Origin of the sequence: Polyangium sorediatum (assembly GCF_029946465.1) — a bacterium.
Classification (GTDB): domain Bacteria; phylum Myxococcota_A; class Polyangia; order Polyangiales; family Polyangiaceae; genus Polyangium; species Polyangium fumosum.
Map to the genome: position 1 here is coordinate 58,680 of NZ_JARZHI010000052.1, position 16,830 is coordinate 75,509.

The window sequence follows — 16,830 nt, forward strand, 5'->3', positions numbered from 1 at the left end:
AGGACATGAGTGATCCTGCGTGACCCAGTGCATGGGCTCGTCGCGTTCGAAAGCGAAGAAGACTCGATCGTGTCGCGCCTCCTCGGCGCCAGAGAGATGCAACGGCTGCGGCGGATACGCCAGCTCGGGCTCACCTCGCTCGCGTACCCGGGCGCCGAGCACACACGCTTCTCGCACGCGATCGGCGCCGCGCACGTGATGAAGCTCCTGCTCGCGCGTCTCCGGCAGATCGATCGAGAGCTGCCGTTCTGGCAACGCGTGACGAGCGAGCGCGCGCGCGACGCCATCGCGGCGGCGCTCCTGCACGACGTCGGACACGGGCCGCTCTCGCACCTGTTCGAAGCAGCGATGCCGGGCGCCGTGGAGCACGAGACGTGGACCGCGAGGATCCTCCTCGACCCAGCATGCGAGCTGCACCGGATCCTGGCACAGGACGATCCAAGCCTGCCGCGCCGCGTGGCCGATCTCGTCGAAGGCAAGCACGAGCTGCCCTACCTCGCCCGCGCGGTGAGCGGCACCTTCGACGTCGACCGCTGCGACTACCTCCTGCGCGACGCCCACGCGACCGGCGTGCGCTACGGCGACTACGACCTGCCCTGGCTGCTCCGCAGCCTCCGCTTCAGCGAGCCGAGCGGCCCCCCTGGTCACCACGCGCCCTCGCTCGCCATCGACGGGCAGAAGGGCATCGTCGCGATCGAGTCGTTCCTGCTCGCGCGCTACTTCATGTTCCAGCAGGTCTACTTCCACAAAGCCACGCGCGCGGCCGAGTGGATGATCGGCGCGATCCTGCGCCGCGCCCTCGCGCTCGTCGTGGATGGCACGCGCCTGCCCGTCCTGCCACCCGCGATCGCCGCCGTCGCCGCGGGGGACGTGCCCTCGCTCGATCAGTACCTCGAGCTCGACGACCAGGTCCTGCTCGGCGCCATCCACGCGTGGGAGGAAGCGAAAGACCCCACGCTGAGTGATCTCTGCCGGAGGCTCCGCACGCGCTCGCTGTTCAAGACGATCGAGCTCTCGCCCGAGGCGCACGCGGACGGCGAGGGTTTCACCGGCAGCACGTTCGGCGCGCTCGACGACGGGGCCCGCGAGAAGGCGCTCGCCGCCGCGCGCGCGATCGCCTCGGAGCAGGGGCTCGATCCGGACCTGTACGTGGGCCTCGACGTCGCGACGGACACGCCGTATGCCGAAGACGACTCGCTGCACGTGGTCTTCCCGAGCGGCAAGCCCCGTCCCCCTTCGGAGGTTTCGTTCTTGCTCGATCGTCTGCGCAACGAGACGCTCACCCGCTGCCGGTTGATCTTCGCCCCGGAGCTGCGCGACGCGATGCGGGAGGCGTTCGTCCGTTGAGCCCCGCGCGCGGCTTGGGGACGCGCGGCGTGGGCGTCGCCGTGCTGCTCGTGCTCGGAAGCTCGGCCGCGACGGCGCAGGCCGACGACGATGGGCCCGACGGCGTCTACGGGCGCCTCGACGGCGACCTCGATGTGCGCATCGGCGCCGGCGCTGCGTTCGCGCGCGGAGGCCCCGCGCTCGCTGCACACGCGTCCCTCCTGTACGTGTCGTCCGCGGGCCTGTACGCGCACTACACCGACGCCCTCGGCACGGACGGCCCGGCGGTCACGCGATCGATCGCGACCGGCGTGGTGATCGAGCCGCTCTTCCTCGGCCGCTTCGCGACGAACCTGGAGCGCGGGCCCGCGCGCTTCGACCTCGGCCTCGACTCGTTCGCGCTCGGCCTCGGCGCCTTCTGGGAAGCCCCGCGCGGAGGCACGTTCAGCGCCGAGCCCGGGTTCGAGTTCTCCATCGGCCTCGGCTTTCCGTTTTTCGCGAGCGCCACGGGGCCGGTGCTCGGCGTGCGCGGCGCGCTCCGCGTCCGACCGGGCGCGTTCGCCAGCGCAGCGCCCTTCCACCTCATCGATCAGGGCGCGCTCCTCTCGGTCACGCTCACGTGGCGCCACATCGTGCCCGTTCACCTCGTGGACGTGACCGATCGGCTCGAACGATGATCGCCGCCGAGGCAGCCCTCCGGCGCGTCCTCGCCGAGGTCTTCCGAGAGAGCCTCGCCGTGCTCGACCCCGCCCGCCTCGTCGCGGAGGCCCTGCCCTCGCGGCCCCCCGAAGGCGCGCGTGTCCGGCTCTTCGCCGCGGGCAAAGCAGCGGCGGCGATGGCCCGGGGCGCCATCTCCCGCTGGGGCGACTGCATCGAGGCCACGCTCGTCGTGACCGTCGACGGCGCGCCGCTCGCGTTTCGCGGGCTCGACCTCCAGAGCGCGCCCGTCGTCCTCCGCGCTGCGCACCCGGTCCCCGACGAACGCAGCGTCGCGGCGGCCCACGCGGCGCTCGCGCACGTGCGTGGCCTCGGCCCATCGGATCGTGTCCTCGCGTTGATCTCGGGCGGCAGCTCGGCGCTCCTCGTGTTGCCTCCGCCCGGGCTCGACCTCGACGACGAACGCCACGTCGTCCGCGTGCTCCTCGAAGGCGGCGCGCCGATCCACGACGTGAACCTCGTGCGCCGCCACCTCTCGCGCATCAGAGGCGGACGGCTCGCCGCGGCGGCCGCGCCTGCGTTCGTGGAGACGCTCGCGCTCTCCGACGTCGTCGGCGGCGCGCTGCACGACATCGGCTCCGGCCCCACGGTCCCCGATCCCACGACCGCCGCCGAGGCCCGCGCCGTGCTCGCCCGGTATGCCCCCGCCGACCTCGCCGCGCGCCTCGCGCCCCACCTCGACGACACCGAAACGCCGTTCCCCACGCGCACCGCGGCCCGCCTGCTCGCCGGCCCCGAGGACTTCGCCCGCGCCGCCGCCGCGAACCTCTCCGCGCGTGGTTTTTCCGTCCGGATCGAGCCCCCCGAAGGCGGCGATGCGCGCGCCGTGGTGGAAAAACGCCTCGCGCAGGCCGCGGCGCTCGACCCAGGAAGCGCGATCGTCGTCGCGTGCGAGCCGACGCTCGTCCTACCGTCCGAACGTGGACGCGGCGGACGTGCCGGCTGGGTCGCGCTTGCTGCCCTGCAAAGACTTCCTGCGGGCGTCGCGCTCCTCTGCGGCGCCTCCGACGGCACCGACGGAAGCTCCTCCGCCGCGGGCGCCGTCGTGAGCCTCGGCGCCGCGGGCGACTTCGATGCAGCGTGCATCGACGCGGCGCTCGCTGGCTACGACGATGCCGCGATCCACCACGCCCTCGACACGGCGATCGACACGGGCCCGACGGGGCAGAACCTTACGGATCTGCACATCCTGGCGCGGGTGTTTCCGGAAACCTGAGGCGGGGGGTTTTACGGCGCGGGAGGGACGACACCCGCCTGGGTATCGCCCATCGCGTCGCGGACGGCGTTTGCGAGGGCGCAGCTCAAGGCCTGACGCTGCTGGGCGTTCACGACGCGCTCGTCGAGCTGCGCGCCGGCCATCTTGAGCTCCACCTCGGGCGAGCGGCGGACGCGGAGAACCAGCTTGTTGTCCGAGAGCCGCCAGATGCCGACGCGCGACGCGTGGGGCACGGCGCGCAACGCCTCGGACTTCGACACGCCCGCGGGGACCTGGAAGTTCGGCGGCGTCTCGTCGAGCACGACGGCGAGGTACTGCGCGCGGGCCAGGAGGTCGACCGCGATCGGGATGTCGTCCCGGACGGCGTCCTCGAAGAAACTCGTGAGCGCGCGCAACCGGAGCTCGCCCGATGCATCCTGCGCTTCCTTCACCCAGTCCTCGGACAGGATCCGAAGCGAGCGATACGCGACGCGCAGGTTGTAGGGTTGCGCGGGCGGCGCGCAGCGATCGAGCTCGTTGCAGATCTCGCCGAAGGCGCAATCGCGGGTGCGCTTGCACTCCTTGCCGGAGAGCTGGTTCTTGTTTTCCGCCGTGAACAGGCAGGCGGTGAACCCGTCGCGCAGCGAGTCGTTCGCGGCTTTGCGGATGGCCTCGGCGCTCGTGGCCTGGTCGGCGTCGAGGCGGAGGTAAATGCCGGGTTTGTCGCGGAAGCTCCAGGCCTTGAGGATCTCCGTCTCGACGACGTCCGATGCCGGTTCCTTCGCGAGGTCGACCGTCCAGCGCTCGATCCGGTCACGCAGGGGAAACCAGCGCGGACCGAGCTCGGCGACGACAGCGCGTTGTTTGGCGAGGACGCCGCTTCGTTCGCTCTCGAGGCGGCCTTGGGACCACTTCCACTGGATGATGACCGTGACGGCCATCACGAGGCCGATCCAGGCCCAAACTTTGGGGGCGGGCCACCGCATACGGCCCGCCCCGCGGTCCTGTTTGGACTGGACCAGCGAGGGCAGGCCGCGGGGTCGTTCATCCGCGCTGGGCGGCATGGGCTTGGCTTTCAGCCTCCCGACTTGGGAAGCTTGGCGACCATGAAGCTGACGTTCGGATAACCGGCGAACGCAGCGGTCTGGAAGACGCTCTTCACGACGATCGCGGGCACGTTCTGATCGACCTGGAGGATGCAGACGCCGGGGAACGGCTTGTTCGGCTGCACCTGCTTCCAGAGCTCGCGCTTGTTCTTCAACAGGTTGAAGAGCTCGTCGATCTTCTGCATGCGGCCGAGCTCCTCGATCGCGCGCGTCGAGCCGGCGAGCGTGCCGTCGACGAGGATCTGGTTGCCGTTCACGGCGACCATCGGCGCGTCGATGATGTCCTCGACGTTCTCGGCCTTCGGCAGCTTGACGTTCTTGTCGACCGTGATCTCACCGGACGCCGAGAAGGACATCAGGAGGAAGATGACGGTGGTGATCAAGAAGTCGATGAAGCTGACCAGGTTCAGCGCAGCGTTGCCGCTCCGCCTGCCATGCCCCGCCACCTTGTTCCAGACGAACTTCAGCGGGATGTGGTGCATCAACCGCCGGCCAGGCTGGTGGATGACGTGGGCGTGCGGGTTGTGATGTTTCGCCGGAGGTTTGGCGTGGCCACCCATCTCAGGTCTCCCTTGCTCAGCGGACGGAGAACGTCATGTTGAAGACCGGCAGATCCTTGTCCCCCTCGGGGAGCTTCACCTTGCGCTTCGTCGCGTAAAGCGCGTCGAGCACCGCGACGACCTCCTTGAAGGGAGTGCGGTTGTCGGTGTGCATGATCGCCTGATCGAGCTTCTTGTCGCTCGGATCGCGATGGCTGCCGTTGCTGTTCCACTCGGCCTCGAGCTTCTTCGCGAGGTCCGGATACCGGATCACGGGGCTGTCATTCGGCGGCGGCTTGGGGACACGCACCTCGCTCACGACGGTCGCGCCCTGCTTCCACACGAGCGCGAAATCGCTCTCGCCGATGTGCAGATTCAGCACCTTCTCGGGCGTCTGCGGCGTGAGTTCCTTGTCGGGGTTCGGCGGCCCAGGCACCTGCGCGTCCGCGTTCATGCGCGAGTTCGTGACCCACACAGCCGTGATCAAGAGGAACGCGATCGTGCACATCAACAGGTCGATGAACGGGACCATGTTGATTTCCGCGTTCGTCGCTTTCTTTTTGCCGCCCTCGCTGCCTACGTCTACGCCACCCATGGGCTGCCTCCTGCGATGCTCGCTCTCGCGAGCGTACTGCGATGGGGACGCATGACGCGCCCCCTACACGCTACCGTTGCCCGCCCTCGCGGGCAGGGCATTGCCCTTTGTACGACAACGGATCTGGGTGAAAGTTTCTCCCGAGATCACGGCGGGGGCGGCGCGGGCGCTGGCGCCGCCCCGGAGGTGGATTTCAGGCAGCCGCCTGGCCCACGGCCGCGACGTTCACCTTCTGGCGGTTCGTCACGACGAGGTTCAGCACCATGACCGACGCCTCGTTGATGTCGTCCTCGAGGTGCTGCGTCTTGCCGTTGAGAATGGCGAAGCCGATGAGGGCAATGATGGCGACGGCGAGGCCGAACGCCGTGCAGTTCATGGCCTCCGAGATGCCTGCCGCGAGAACGCGCGCCTTCTGGCTCGGATCGATCGACTCACCGGAGACGGAGCCGAACGCCATGATCAGACCCGTCACGGTGCCAAGGAGGCCCGAGAGCATCGCGAGGTTCGCGAGGAGGCCGAGGTACGGCGTGTTCTTGCTGAGGCGCGGCAGCTCGCGAAGCGCGGCCTCGTCCATCGCAGCCTGAACCTCCTCGTCGGGGCGGTTCACCTTCACGAGGCCAGCCTGCACGATGCGGGCGAGCGGCGCGTTGGCGGCGGAGCACATCTTGACGGCCTTGGCCACGTCACCCGCGAGGATGCACTTCTGCATCGTGGCGAGGAAGACGTCCTTGTTGATCGACGCGCCGAACAGATAGATGGAGCGCTCCACGATGATGCCGATCGTCAGGATCGACCAGAACAAGATGGGCCACATGCCCCATCCACCTTCTTTGAAGTGCTCGTACGCTGCGTGCATTTGTCAGGTCCTCCAGCTTGCCTCGCGTCCGCTCGGGCCGAGGTGTCGCACTCTACATGAAAGCCATTCCGGATCGAATGCGGCAGTTACTGCGACGGTCTTCGTGCGATCGCGCTGGCCGTCGCGGCCTCGCGCCCCGCGCCCCGCTCGTTGCTCTCCGCGTGAATTCCGCTTCGTTGCATCGCTGGGGAGGGTACGACTTCGGCCAAGGCATCCAAGCGAACCAGGACGCTAGCCGAGCCGCGCGCCCCAACGCAAGTAGGGTGTTTGGCTTCGTTCCGTCTCGGGTGTCTTCGTCAGCGGCGATCCAGGATGGAGCACGAGATCCCGTGTTCTCGCACGAGCTCGCGTGTTCCGGGGCCAGTCTACCCGCCCGCATCCGAACGGGGCAAATGGCCGGTACCCAAGGATCATCGTCTCCGTCGACCCAGCGCGAATCGGCCATCGTTGAAGCTTCATCGCCCAGGCGACCGGCATCTTCGCGATTCAGACCCTCTCTCGTCAAGCAACATTTGGTCGAGATCGCGCGAGCGACGCGGTAAACACTGCACGTTCCCCACGAACTTGGAAGGATCCAGCCTCATCGGACGAAGCCCAAGCAGCCCACGTCACGACGCGGCAGGGGCTCCGCTCACACGATCCTCTGCCGCTTGCCTGGGAGATCGAGCGGCGGCTATAGTCGCGCCCCAACGCGACTTTTGCGCATAGGGCATAACCACGGATCGTGGCGCTCTGGTGACTTGGGTAGGGAGAAAGGGACTGCGAGGATGCGTCACCTGTTCATGTTGGCGTCCGAAGGAGGAGAGGTCGGGATGTGGGGGGCCATCAAGGAGAACCCCACGTTCCTCGTGATGAACCTCGTCGTCTCGGCGATCGTGGTGACCGTCATCATCGAGCGTGCGTACTTCCAGCTCGACCGCTACCGCGTGAACTCGAAGGAGTTCTTCGCCCAGATCAAGAAGCTCGTGGTCGCAGGCAACATCGACCGCGCCATCAAGCTCTGCGACGCCGGCGACTACCCGATCCTGCAGCTCGTCAAGGCCGGCCTCACCCAGGCCAGCAAAGGCGCCGACGAGATCGACGCAGCCCTCAGCGAGAAGCTCTCCGAGCTCAAGCCCGCCGTCGAAAAGCGCGTCGGGCTGCTCTGGTCCCTCGCGAACATCGCCACGCTGATCGGCCTCATCGGTACCGTGAGTGGTCTCATCAAGACCTTCGCCTCGATCTCGGCCCCCGGCCTCTCCGCCGCCGTCAAGCAGCAGATGCTCTCGAACGGCATCGCGGAGGCCATGTACAACACGGCGTTCGGCCTCGGTATCGCGGTGCTCTGCATGATCGCGCACGTGCTGCTCCACACGCGGTCGAAGAACATCCAGCACGATCTGGAGTCGACCACCGAGCGCGTGTTCAACCTGCTGACGATCGCCAAGCCCAATTTCTAGAGCGTCGCCCATGGCTGAGACCCACGACGCTCCGCTCAGCGCCTCGCAGAAATCGCGCATCCGGCGGCTTTCTCAGCCGAAAGAGCCGGAGCCGGGAGAGGAGGCGGGTGAGCTCAACATCGTGCCCTTCCTCGACATCATCACGAACGTGATGATGTTCGTGCTCGCCAGCGTCTCGGTCACCTTCATCGCCTCGATCGACACGACCCCGCCCGCCATCGGCGGCAAGGGTCGGAGCGACGTGGCGACCAAGGCGCTGAACCTCTCGGCGTTCATCACGACGCAGGGAATCTCGCTCAAGACCTCGAGCGGCAACGTCGCCCCGGGTTGTCAGGGCATCGGCGCCGGCATCACCATCCCGATGCGCGAGGGCAGCATCCACGACTTCGCCGCCGTCACGAGCTGCGCGAAGCGGCTCAAGAACGCAGCCCCCGAGTTCAAGGAGGAGACCCAGGTGACCATCACCGCGAACCCGGGCGTCGAGTACGGGACGATCATCGACACGATGGACGCCCTCCGAAAAGACGGCGAAGAGGAGCTCTTCTCGGACGTGCACTTCGGGGTGGCGCGATGAGCACCGAAGACACCTTCGAGCCGGAAGCCGCGCAAGACAGCGGCCCGAACGCGCCGCGCTCGGCCCCGAACCAGCGCCCGCGGGCTCCGCAGCCGCAGAAGGGCAGCCTCGTCAAGTACAAGGCCGCCTTGAGGAAGGCGAAGCGCAAGAACGCGCGCGAGCCCGAGATCGACTTCCTCAACATCACGGCGATGCTCGACCTGATGACCATCATCCTGGTCTTCTTGCTGAAGAGCCTCGCCTCGTCGGCCGGCGCGATCCCGCAGTCCGACGACCTCCGCCTGCCGCAGTCCGTCATGGTCGGCGAGCCGAGCGACGAGGGCGTGCTCGTGGTCGTCTCGAAGACGCAGATCCTGGTCGGCGAAGAGTCCACCCCCGTCGTGACCTTGCCGAGCCGCGAGCAACTCGCGCAGTCGGGCATCGACGCCAAGCACAAGCGCAGCGGCCCGAACGACCTCTACATCGTGCCGCTGGCGAACTCGCTCCAGCACGCGCGCGAGATCGACAAGGCCGTCCGCGCCGCCAAGGGCCTCGACCCGTCCACGTCCGAGGCGCGCATCGTCGCCGACAAGACCACGCCCTACCGGCTGCTCATCGAGGTGCTCTACACCCTCGGCCAGAGCGAGTTCGGCAAGTACCACCTGATGATCCTGAGCGGGAAGAAGTAAGGCCCGCGGCCGCAAGTCGCGGCGCGCGGGCCCCTTCCCTTCCCTGCCCTTCCTTCGCCCGTCAATCGACGGAGAAGAGCTCCTCCACATCGGCCTTCGTGAGCTTCTTGGCTCCGCCCTGATCCTCGCTGAGGACCGAGGCCACGAGTTCGCGCTTCTTCGCCTTGAGCTGCAGGATCTTCTCCTCGATCGTCCCCTCCGCGACGAGCCGGTAGGCCGTCACGACGCGGGTTTGCCCGATGCGGTGGGCGCGATCCGTCGCCTGCTGCTCCACGGCCGGGTTCCACCACGGATCGAAGTGGATCACCGTATCCGCCGCCGTCAGGTTCAGGCCCGTCCCGCCGGCCTTCAGGCTGATCAGGAAGACCGGCACCGTCGGATCGTTCTGGAAGCGCTCCACGCGCTCCATGCGATCCTTCGTCGCGCCGTCGAGGTACTCGTACGGCACGCCGTCCTCCTTCATCGCCCGCTCGATGATCTTCAGCATCATCACGAACTGGCTGAAGACGAGCACCTTGTGGCCGCCCTCGACCGCGTTCGCGATGAGCTCGCGCAGCGCCACGAGCTTGCCCGAGTCCTCGTCCGAGAACTCGCGCGGCAGCCCGAGCAGACGCGGATCGCAGGCCGCCTGCCGCAGCCGCGTGAGGCCCGCGAGGATCTGGAGCTGGCTCTTCGCGATGCCGACACGCTCCACCTCGCCGAGCACCTGCGCCCGCACCTCGCGCGCCACCTGCATGTAGATCGACCGCTGATCGCCCGTGAGATCGCAGATCTGATCGGTCTCGATCTTCTCGGGCAGGTCCTTGGCAACCTCCTGCTTCGTACGGCGCAGGATGAACGGGTGGATGATCGAGCGCAGGCGCTGCGCGGTCTTGTAGTCGCCGGCCTCGATCGGCCGCGCCAGCCGCGCCTCGAACTTGTCGAGCGTCCCGAGCAGACCCGGCGAGACGAAGTCGAAGATCGACCAGATCTCGGAGAGGCGGTTCTCGATCGGCGTGCCCGTGAGCGCGAGCCTGCGGCGCGCCTTGAGGCGCTTCGCGGCGGCCGCGGTCGCGGAGAGCGGGTTCTTGATGTGCTGCGCCTCGTCGAGGATCGCGTAGGTGAGGTCGAGCTTCGCGAGGAACTCCTCGTCGCGACGGAGCAGCGCGTAGCTCGTGATGATGACCTCGGCCTCCTGGACCTCCTCGATCTGGTCCTTGCGATCCGCGCCGTGCCAGAGCGCCACCCGGAGCGTCGGCGCGAACCGGACGAGCTCACGCTCCCAGTTCGTCACGACGCTCGTCGGGGCCACGATCAGCGCTTTGACGTGCTTCTCCTCCTGCTTGACGCTGAGGAGCAGCGCGATCGTCTGCACCGTCTTGCCGAGGCCCATGTCGTCCGCGAGCACGCCGCCGGAGCCGATGTCGTGGATGAACTTGAGCCACGAGAGGCCGGCCTCCTGGTAGGGGCGCAAGGTCGCCTTGAGCGCCCGCGGCTTCTTCGTGCTCTCGATCTCCTCGATGCTCGACAGCTTGTGGAAGAGCTCGCGCGCGCCCTGGGCCACGTTCGAACCGCTCACCTGCGAGAGCAGCTCCTGGATGCGGCCCGCGTGCGCGAGCGGCAGCTTTCCGCTGCGACCGGCCGCCGTCATGAGCTCGATCTCGCGGTCGAGCATCGAGCGGATCGTGTCGGGATCGAGCGGCGCGAACGAGCCGTCTTCGAGGCGCACGTACTTCTTGCCCTCGGTGAGACAGCGGCGCAGCTCGTCGCGATCGACGGCGATGCCCTCGCTCTCGAACGAGAGCCGCACGTTGAGCCAGTCCATCCCGCTCGTGACCTTGGCGAAGACGCCGAGCGGCTTGTGCCGGACCTGCGTGTCGACGAGGTCCTCCGGGACGAAAAGATCCCAGTCCTCGGGCAGCTCCGCGAGGCCCTCGCTCCAGAAGCGGATCGCCGCATCGCCGCTCGCCACGAACTCCTGGCCCGTCTCGTCGGGCTTGAGGCCGAGGCTTAGCAAGCGCGCCGCCGCCTCCTGCTGCAACGCGATGTCGACGCGCACGCAACGCGCGCGCTTCATGCCCTCCTCGGGCGGCTGCACGAGCACGGGCGGCGAGATCCCGTCGGCGCGGACCTGCACTTCCTCCTCGCCATACGCGGCGTAGAGCTGCACGTGCGCCTCGACGAGCGAGCCACCCGCGCGCATGCGGAACGTCGGGGGCAAATCCACGACATCGGCGATCTGCGCGAGATCCGGCAGCTCTGCGCCGACCTCCAGCGCGACCTTCGGCAAGCCCTGCATGATCAGGCGCACGAGGTCACGCATCGGCTCGCCGATCGTCGGCGAGCGCAAGAGCCTGCGCATCGCGGCGGGCGAGACGCGCTTGTCGATGCGCCGCGCGATGCCCTCCTGCGTATCGACGTGCCAGCCGGGCCACCCCTCGAACCAGCCGCCTTGCAAGAGCGTGAAGCGACGCCGGTCCGTCGGGCGCTCGAAGCTCGCCTTCACGATGATCGTGTCGCCGCCGACGGTCTCCAGATCGAAGCGCGGCCGCAGCGGCTCCTCGGCGAAGCGGAGCTGCATGAGCGCAGGCTCGAGCAGCACGCGCTGGCCTTCCAGCAAGGGCAAAAGCTCGGCGACATCCTCGCCGCGCACGTCGACCGCGGGGTGCCGCGGGTTGCCGCTCTCGAAGCGAGCAAGGAGGCGCAAGGCGTCGCGATCGGGCGTCGGATAGAGCGCCTGCCAGGCGAGCGCCGTCGAGGGCAGGATCGGCACGCGCGCGTCGGCGTCGAGCACCGTGACCGTGAGCGCCCCTTGGCGGACGTGCAGGCGGAACTCCACGCGCCGCGAGCCGCCGAGCCCCTCGGGAGGCAGCCACGCGCCGATGCCGGTTTGTTTCGCCGTCGCGTCTTGCTGCGGCGCGGTGATCACGGACGAGCCGGGCGGTCCCATCGCGGCCATCGAGGTCCTCTCGCTTGCGCCCATGTGCCCCATCGGGGCCCCCGGGCCGGGGCTGCCGAGCGGCGCCTGCGTGCCGCGCGGCCGATCGCGCCTTCGCAAGCGCTTGAGCGCGTCGCCGCCGGCGTGCGCGGTCTGCGGCATCATCGGGGCGGGCACGGGATCGCGACGGGGCTGCGCGCCGCGGGCTTGATCCCGCAGCGTGATGAGCAGCGCGGCGACGTGCTTGCAGTGCTGGCCCCCCTTCGAGAACGTCGGGCACGAGCAGGAGGACTTGATGCCGTCCGGCGTGAGCTCGACCTTCACCGGGTAAGGCTCGGAGTCGCTCGCGCGGACGACACCGCTCGCGCTCATTTCCTGGACGTCGATGTCCTCGACGACGCGGCGACGGAAGTATTCGAGACCGCGGAGGAACGTGCGAGCGCCGAGCAAACGGCGCAGCCCGCGGTCGCTCAAGGTGGAGAGTGCGTCGGTGATCGGAGGCGGCACGTTGGAATGGGGGGGGTTTGTCCCGCGGCGAGCGGGCGCGTCGATCGGGTGGTTCGCGCTTTGGGGCGCGGGCTAGACGAAGAACGGCAAAAAAACGAGCGTGACCACGGGAAGCATTTTCACGAGCACGTGAATCGCGGGCCCGGCGGCGTCCTTCAGCGGATCGCCGACCGTGTCACCGAAGGCCGCCGCGAGGTACGTCGGGTTGTCGACCCGCGCGCCGGTCTCGTCGACGAGGTACCGCCCGCCGTGCGCCCCGGTCACGATGTACTTCTTCGCGTTGTCCCAGGCGCCCCCCGCATTGCCAAGCAGGAGCGCGCCAAGGACGCCTGCGATCGTCGCGGCCAGGATCAAGGCGGCGACCGCGTCGGCAACGGCTAGAGGATTATCTTCCGTTCCGGCGAAGCGCAAGCCCAGTCCCACCGCGATCGGCACCGAGGCGGCGACCAGGGCCGGCGTGATCGCATGACCAAGCGCCGCGCGGCTGCCGAGCTCCACACAAGCGTCCAGGTCGGGCGCGCCAAGCCCCGCCCGCGTGGCAGGCGCCGACGCCTGGCTCGGCCGCGACGCCCGCGGGTGCGGCGGCGTCCACGCCGTGCTCGTCCCGAGCGACGAAGGCGCGTTGATCTGCCGGCGCGCCTCCTCGAGCACACGCCTGGCCGCGCGCGACACGCCGCCCATGCACCGCGCCGCAAACCATACGACCAGGACGATGCCGACCGCCGCGCCGAGGTACACCTCCGGCCGGCCCACCTGCAGCGCAGTTACGGCCGCTGCGGCCGGCTTGCCCGCAGGCAGCCGCCGCTTGGCCTCATCCAGCCAAACCGACACGAGCATCGACGTCGCGAGCAGCGCCGCAGCGCCCGTATGCGCCCGCGCGAACGCCTTCGCCGTGTTGCCGACGGCGTCGAGGACCACGGTCCGGCCGCGCACGTCAGGGCGCTCGCGCCCGATGGTCATCTCGACGATCCCGCCCGCGCTGTCGATGATCGGAGCAAAACCAGCCATCGCGAGCGCATAAGCGCCCGTGCCGAGCAGCCCCATCGTGGCCACCGCGATCCCGAGCGCACCGCCGCCTTCCAGGCCGGTGCGCGCGCCGAGGACATGCGCCGACGCCACAGCCGCGCCGAGGATCACGAGCGGAGCGAGCGCACTCTCGAGTCCCACCGAAGCCCCACGGAGGATCGCGAGCGGCGGGCCGACACGCGCAGCTTCGGCGATCTCACGAACGGGCCGGTAGCGGTGCTCCGTGTAGTACTGCGCCACGAAGAGGAGGAGGATCCCCGCGGCCATGCCCACGGCCGCCGCGCCAAAGAGCGGCAGCCAGTGCTTGCCGAGCAGCCACTTCGCCGCGCCCGCCGTGCCCACTGCGCCGAGCAGCGCCGTCACGAACAAGCCACGCGCCAGCGCATTCATCGGATCCTCGCGGTCGTCCGTGCGCACGACCATGACCCCGAACATCGCAGCGAGGACACCAAAGGCGCGCGTGACGACCGGAAACAACATGATCGAGAGGACACTCGGGATGCCCTCGTTCTGGCGGAAGACGGCAGCCCCAAGCAGCATCGCGCCCAGGTTCTCCGCCGCCGTCGAAGCAAACGCCGACGCCGCCTTCCCCGCGCCCTCGCCCGCACAATCCCCGGCCAGGTCCGCGATGGTGGCCGGATTCCGGGCATCATCCTCGGGCAAGCCGAGCTCCCTGCCGACGAGATCCGCGCCCATGTCCGCGCTCTTCGCGAACGCCCCGCCGCCAAGCTCGGCAATGAGCGCAGCAAACGCGCCCCCAAGCGCATACCCCGCGATGACGAGCGGGATCGAAGGAGCCAGCTTCAACGCGTTGCCAGGCTCCGCCGAGAAGCCGCCCTTCTGCGCAAACACCGCAGCAAAGAGGCCCACAAGCCCGATGAGCCCAAGCGAGACCGAAAAGAGCCCCGAGACCGCCCCACCACGAATCGCGATCTGAAGCGCATGATCAAGCGAGCGCCGCGCCCCACTCGCAGCACGGACATTCGCGCGCGTCGCCGTCCAAGCAGCGACCTGCGCCGCCGCAACCGCCGACCCCACACCCAGCGAGAAGGAGAGCGTGAGCCAAGCCCCAAGCTCGAGCGGCGGGAACGCCTGGACCTCCGGCTTCTGCCGAGCCAGCCCATACGCGAGGAAGATCCCACCCCCCGGCACAGCCGAGACCGCAAGGATGGTGCCGCGCAACCGGTTCGTGAAGTACACCGCCGCCGCCCGAATCCGGGCCGCAACCCGCGGCATGTCCCCCTCCCCCGTAGGGCAACCCAGCACCCAGCGCGCGAGGTACCCCGCGAACCCGATGCCAAGCAGGCTGATGCCAAGGATGAGCGCGAGCTCAGTCATGAGAGGACATCGCGACCATTCGCCCGTGAGTTCGTCGACACGAACCCCGTCCGCATGGAAGGCGGGCCGCGGGGAGGTCCACTACCGCGATGTCCGCGGCAGAGCAAGCTGAAGGCGTCGCCCCGCCGGGGTTTCACCCCGGACCCGACCAGGGGTTGTCCACCCCTGGACCCGGACCAGGCACGGCCTGGACCGAGGGTGGAAGAACTGCGCGATGCGCAGTTCTTCCAACGGGCCCGGAGCAAGACCATGGAGGTGCGTCTCGACGGGCAACGGGTTCGTTGCCAGTCAAAGCGTCCGCGTGGCGGTCTTGGTGGGCAGGATCGTTGGCCGTCTTGACCCTGGCTGTTCGATGAACTGCGCACCGCGCAGTTCATCGACCCCGGGTCCAGCCCCTGGCTGGTCCGGGTCCAGGGGCGGACAGCCCCTGGTGGGGCCTGGGGCAACGCCCCAGCTCCGCGCCGTTGCGAAAGACTACCGCGCCGCCGTGTTGGCCTTTTCCACGTCGCGGCCTGTCGCGTGTTCGAGGCGTGTTCGTGCGACGAGGATCCCGACGCGTGCGTCGACGCGGCGCAGGCGTGCGCGTGTCACCTCGGCTTCGGCGTCGACGAGTGCGACGCCGGTCGCTCGTCCTGCGCGGAAGAGCTCGTTCTGGACGCGTAGACCTTCTTCGGCTGCGGCGAGACCGCGGTCGGCGGCGTCGATGTTTGCTTCGGCGCGCTTGAGCTCGGCGTGGGCGGAGGCCACTTCGAGCTTGAGACCTTGGAGGAGCTGCTCCTTCTGCGCTGCGATCTGCTCCACGCGGGACTTTGCCTCGGTCACGGTCGGGATCGCGGTCAGCGTATCGTTGATGGTCCAAGAGAGCCGCACGCCTGCGTTCCATGTGAACCGGAACTCGTCGGTCTGCGGGAAGACGCGCTGGTTTGGGTTCTGGTACTGGCCTTCGGCGAAGCCGTCGATGCGCGGGAAGTAGCCGGCGCGGGCGAGCGACACCTGCTTCTTCAGCGAGTGCTCTGTCTCGTCGAGCGCGCGGATCTCCAGCCGCCGCGCGAGCGCCTCGTCTTGCAGCGCTGCGAGCTGCACCGTGCTCGGCTCCACCGACGCGTGCAGCACGTCGACGCCGATCGTGAGCGGCTTGCCTGACGGGAGCGCGAGCGCGACGCGGATCTGCTCCTCGGCCAGCGAGGCGAGCGCGTTCCCGTCGGCCTCGACCTGCTGCGCGGCTGCGACCTGCGCTTCGAGACGCAGCACGTCGGCCTTCGAGATCAGGCCTGCCGAGAACGTGAGCTGCGCGTCCTTCAGGTGCGCCTCGGCTTGCGCGACGGCTTCGGTCGCGACCACGGCGCTGCCCTTCGCGCGCACCCAGTTGTAGAACGCCACCTTCGCGTCGGCGGCGACCGTCAGCCCCTCGGCTTCGACCTCCAGCTTCTTTGCGCTCTCGGCGTGCGACGCGGACGCGTAGCCTTGCGAGATGCGCAGCACGTAGTCCGAGATCGGCACCGAGATCGAGGCCGTCAGCGAGTACGAGTTCAGCAGCACCGGGAACGAGAAGGCCGGCGCTTGTACCGCGGTGATCGCTGTGCCCGCGATGTCCGTCACGCAGTTGCCCGACAAGGGCGGCGGGCATGGCCTCGCCACGAGTGGCCCTTCTTGCACGGGGATCTGCTGCGGGTTCGCCGGATCGAGGTTCGTGCCCACGTAGGCCGTCGAGGGCGCGCCGAGCACGTTCTCCACGCGCGACAGCCGCGTGTAGCCTGCGGCGACCGTCACGCGGGGCAGGTAGTTCAGCAGCGCCTGATCGACGCGCGCGGCGGCGGCGCGGAGCTCCGCCTGCTTGACGCGCAGCGACGGACGGATGCGGAGCGCGAGGCGCGCGGCTTCGTCCGGCGTCAGGCCTCCGGACTGGGGCGCGAGGGCTTCGGCGATGCGATCGGTCGCGGGGGGAGGCGGCGCGGGTGCGGCGGCGGGTGCGGCCGCGGGCGGCGCGGGCGGCGCGGGCTCCGCGCGAACTGCGCCGGGCGCGGGTT

The 16,830-nt window shown here is 69.0% G+C and carries 13 protein-coding genes; 6 read left to right on the forward strand and 7 right to left on the reverse strand.

The features are described from left to right. Positions 1 to 9 precede the first annotated feature (9 nt). From QHF89_RS36720 to QHF89_RS36730, 3 genes are read left to right on the forward strand one after another with little or no spacing between them, the layout of a single operon-like run. Complete coding sequence (locus QHF89_RS36720) at positions 10 to 1,347, forward strand: HD domain-containing protein (RefSeq protein ID WP_136967462.1); 1,338 nt, start codon at positions 10 to 12, stop codon at positions 1,345 to 1,347. Further along, positions 1,344 to 2,003, forward strand: a complete 660-nt coding sequence (locus QHF89_RS36725; protein ID WP_136967461.1) for a hypothetical protein — start codon at positions 1,344 to 1,346, stop codon at positions 2,001 to 2,003. The genes QHF89_RS36720 and QHF89_RS36725 overlap by 4 nt, the downstream gene beginning before the upstream one ends. After that, positions 2,000 to 3,259, forward strand: a complete 1,260-nt coding sequence (locus QHF89_RS36730; RefSeq protein WP_136967460.1) for a DUF4147 domain-containing protein — start codon at positions 2,000 to 2,002, stop codon at positions 3,257 to 3,259. The genes QHF89_RS36725 and QHF89_RS36730 overlap by 4 nt, the downstream gene beginning before the upstream one ends. Positions 3,260 to 3,270: 11 nt before the next feature. Here the strand turns inward: QHF89_RS36730 and QHF89_RS36735 are convergent, their stop codons facing one another. The 4 genes from QHF89_RS36735 to QHF89_RS36750 all read right to left on the reverse strand — a co-directional run bounded on the left by QHF89_RS36735 (position 3,271) and on the right by QHF89_RS36750 (position 6,334). Further along, a complete protein-coding gene (locus QHF89_RS36735) occupies positions 3,271 to 4,224 on the reverse strand; it encodes a hypothetical protein (RefSeq protein ID WP_136967459.1) in 954 nt (317 codons plus the stop codon). Between the two features lie 89 nt (positions 4,225 to 4,313). Beyond that, complete coding sequence (locus QHF89_RS36740) at positions 4,314 to 4,904, reverse strand: ExbD/TolR family protein (protein WP_232379443.1); 591 nt, start codon at positions 4,902 to 4,904, stop codon at positions 4,314 to 4,316. A 16-nt stretch (positions 4,905 to 4,920) separates the two neighbouring features. After that, a complete protein-coding gene (locus tag QHF89_RS36745) occupies positions 4,921 to 5,478 on the reverse strand; it encodes a biopolymer transporter ExbD (RefSeq protein WP_136928455.1) in 558 nt (185 codons plus the stop codon). A gap of 193 nt (positions 5,479 to 5,671) precedes the next feature. Beyond that, entirely contained in the window at positions 5,672 to 6,334 is a 663-nt protein-coding gene (locus tag QHF89_RS36750; RefSeq protein WP_136928456.1) for a MotA/TolQ/ExbB proton channel family protein, read from the reverse strand. Between the two features lie 812 nt (positions 6,335 to 7,146). Between QHF89_RS36750 and QHF89_RS36755 the strand changes: the two genes are divergently transcribed. Genes QHF89_RS36755 through QHF89_RS36765 form a run of 3 tightly spaced genes read left to right on the forward strand, consistent with a single transcriptional unit; the run spans position 7,147 to position 9,015 of the window. Then, entirely contained in the window at positions 7,147 to 7,773 is a 627-nt protein-coding gene (locus QHF89_RS36755) for a MotA/TolQ/ExbB proton channel family protein (protein ID WP_271925287.1), read from the forward strand. Between the two features lie 10 nt (positions 7,774 to 7,783). After that, positions 7,784 to 8,347, forward strand: a complete 564-nt coding sequence (locus tag QHF89_RS36760; protein WP_136928458.1) for a biopolymer transporter ExbD — start codon at positions 7,784 to 7,786, stop codon at positions 8,345 to 8,347. Further along, positions 8,344 to 9,015, forward strand: coding sequence for an ExbD/TolR family protein (locus tag QHF89_RS36765; protein WP_136967458.1), 672 nt, complete (start codon positions 8,344 to 8,346; stop codon positions 9,013 to 9,015). Before QHF89_RS36760 ends, QHF89_RS36765 begins: the two co-directional genes overlap by 4 nt. Positions 9,016 to 9,076: 61 nt before the next feature. On the opposite strand, the gene QHF89_RS36770 is transcribed toward QHF89_RS36765, so the two are convergent. From QHF89_RS36770 to QHF89_RS36780, 3 genes are all read right to left on the reverse strand, one after another. Next, a complete protein-coding gene (locus tag QHF89_RS36770; protein WP_284721396.1) occupies positions 9,077 to 12,406 on the reverse strand; it encodes a DEAD/DEAH box helicase in 3,330 nt (1,109 codons plus the stop codon). A gap of 105 nt (positions 12,407 to 12,511) precedes the next feature. Beyond that, positions 12,512 to 14,803, reverse strand: a complete 2,292-nt coding sequence (locus QHF89_RS36775) for a sodium/proton-translocating pyrophosphatase (protein ID WP_136967456.1) — start codon at positions 14,801 to 14,803, stop codon at positions 12,512 to 12,514. Between the two features lie 474 nt (positions 14,804 to 15,277). After that, positions 15,278 to 16,830 (reverse strand): TolC family protein (locus QHF89_RS36780; RefSeq protein WP_284721397.1); only part of this gene is annotated, 1,553 nt, incomplete at its 5' end.

What these genes read in the sequence shown, in the direction of transcription:
- QHF89_RS36750 (WP_136928456.1), bottom strand. Translation starts at nt 6,334, where the DNA reads ATGCACGCAGCGTACGAGCACTTCAAAGAAGGTGGATGGGGCATGTGG.
- QHF89_RS36730 (WP_136967460.1), top strand. Translation starts at nt 2,000, where the DNA reads ATGATCGCCGCCGAGGCAGCCCTCCGGCGCGTCCTCGCCGAGGTCTTC.
- QHF89_RS36765 (WP_136967458.1), top strand. Translation starts at nt 8,344, where the DNA reads ATGAGCACCGAAGACACCTTCGAGCCGGAAGCCGCGCAAGACAGCGGC.
- QHF89_RS36775 (WP_136967456.1), bottom strand. Translation starts at nt 14,803, where the DNA reads ATGACTGAGCTCGCGCTCATCCTTGGCATCAGCCTGCTTGGCATCGGG.
- QHF89_RS36735 (WP_136967459.1), bottom strand. Translation starts at nt 4,224, where the DNA reads ATGCGGTGGCCCGCCCCCAAAGTTTGGGCCTGGATCGGCCTCGTGATG.
- QHF89_RS36755 (WP_271925287.1), top strand. Translation starts at nt 7,147, where the DNA reads ATGTGGGGGGCCATCAAGGAGAACCCCACGTTCCTCGTGATGAACCTC.
- QHF89_RS36740 (WP_232379443.1), bottom strand. Translation starts at nt 4,904, where the DNA reads ATGGGTGGCCACGCCAAACCTCCGGCGAAACATCACAACCCGCACGCC.
- QHF89_RS36745 (WP_136928455.1), bottom strand. Translation starts at nt 5,478, where the DNA reads ATGGGTGGCGTAGACGTAGGCAGCGAGGGCGGCAAAAAGAAAGCGACG.
- QHF89_RS36760 (WP_136928458.1), top strand. Translation starts at nt 7,784, where the DNA reads ATGGCTGAGACCCACGACGCTCCGCTCAGCGCCTCGCAGAAATCGCGC.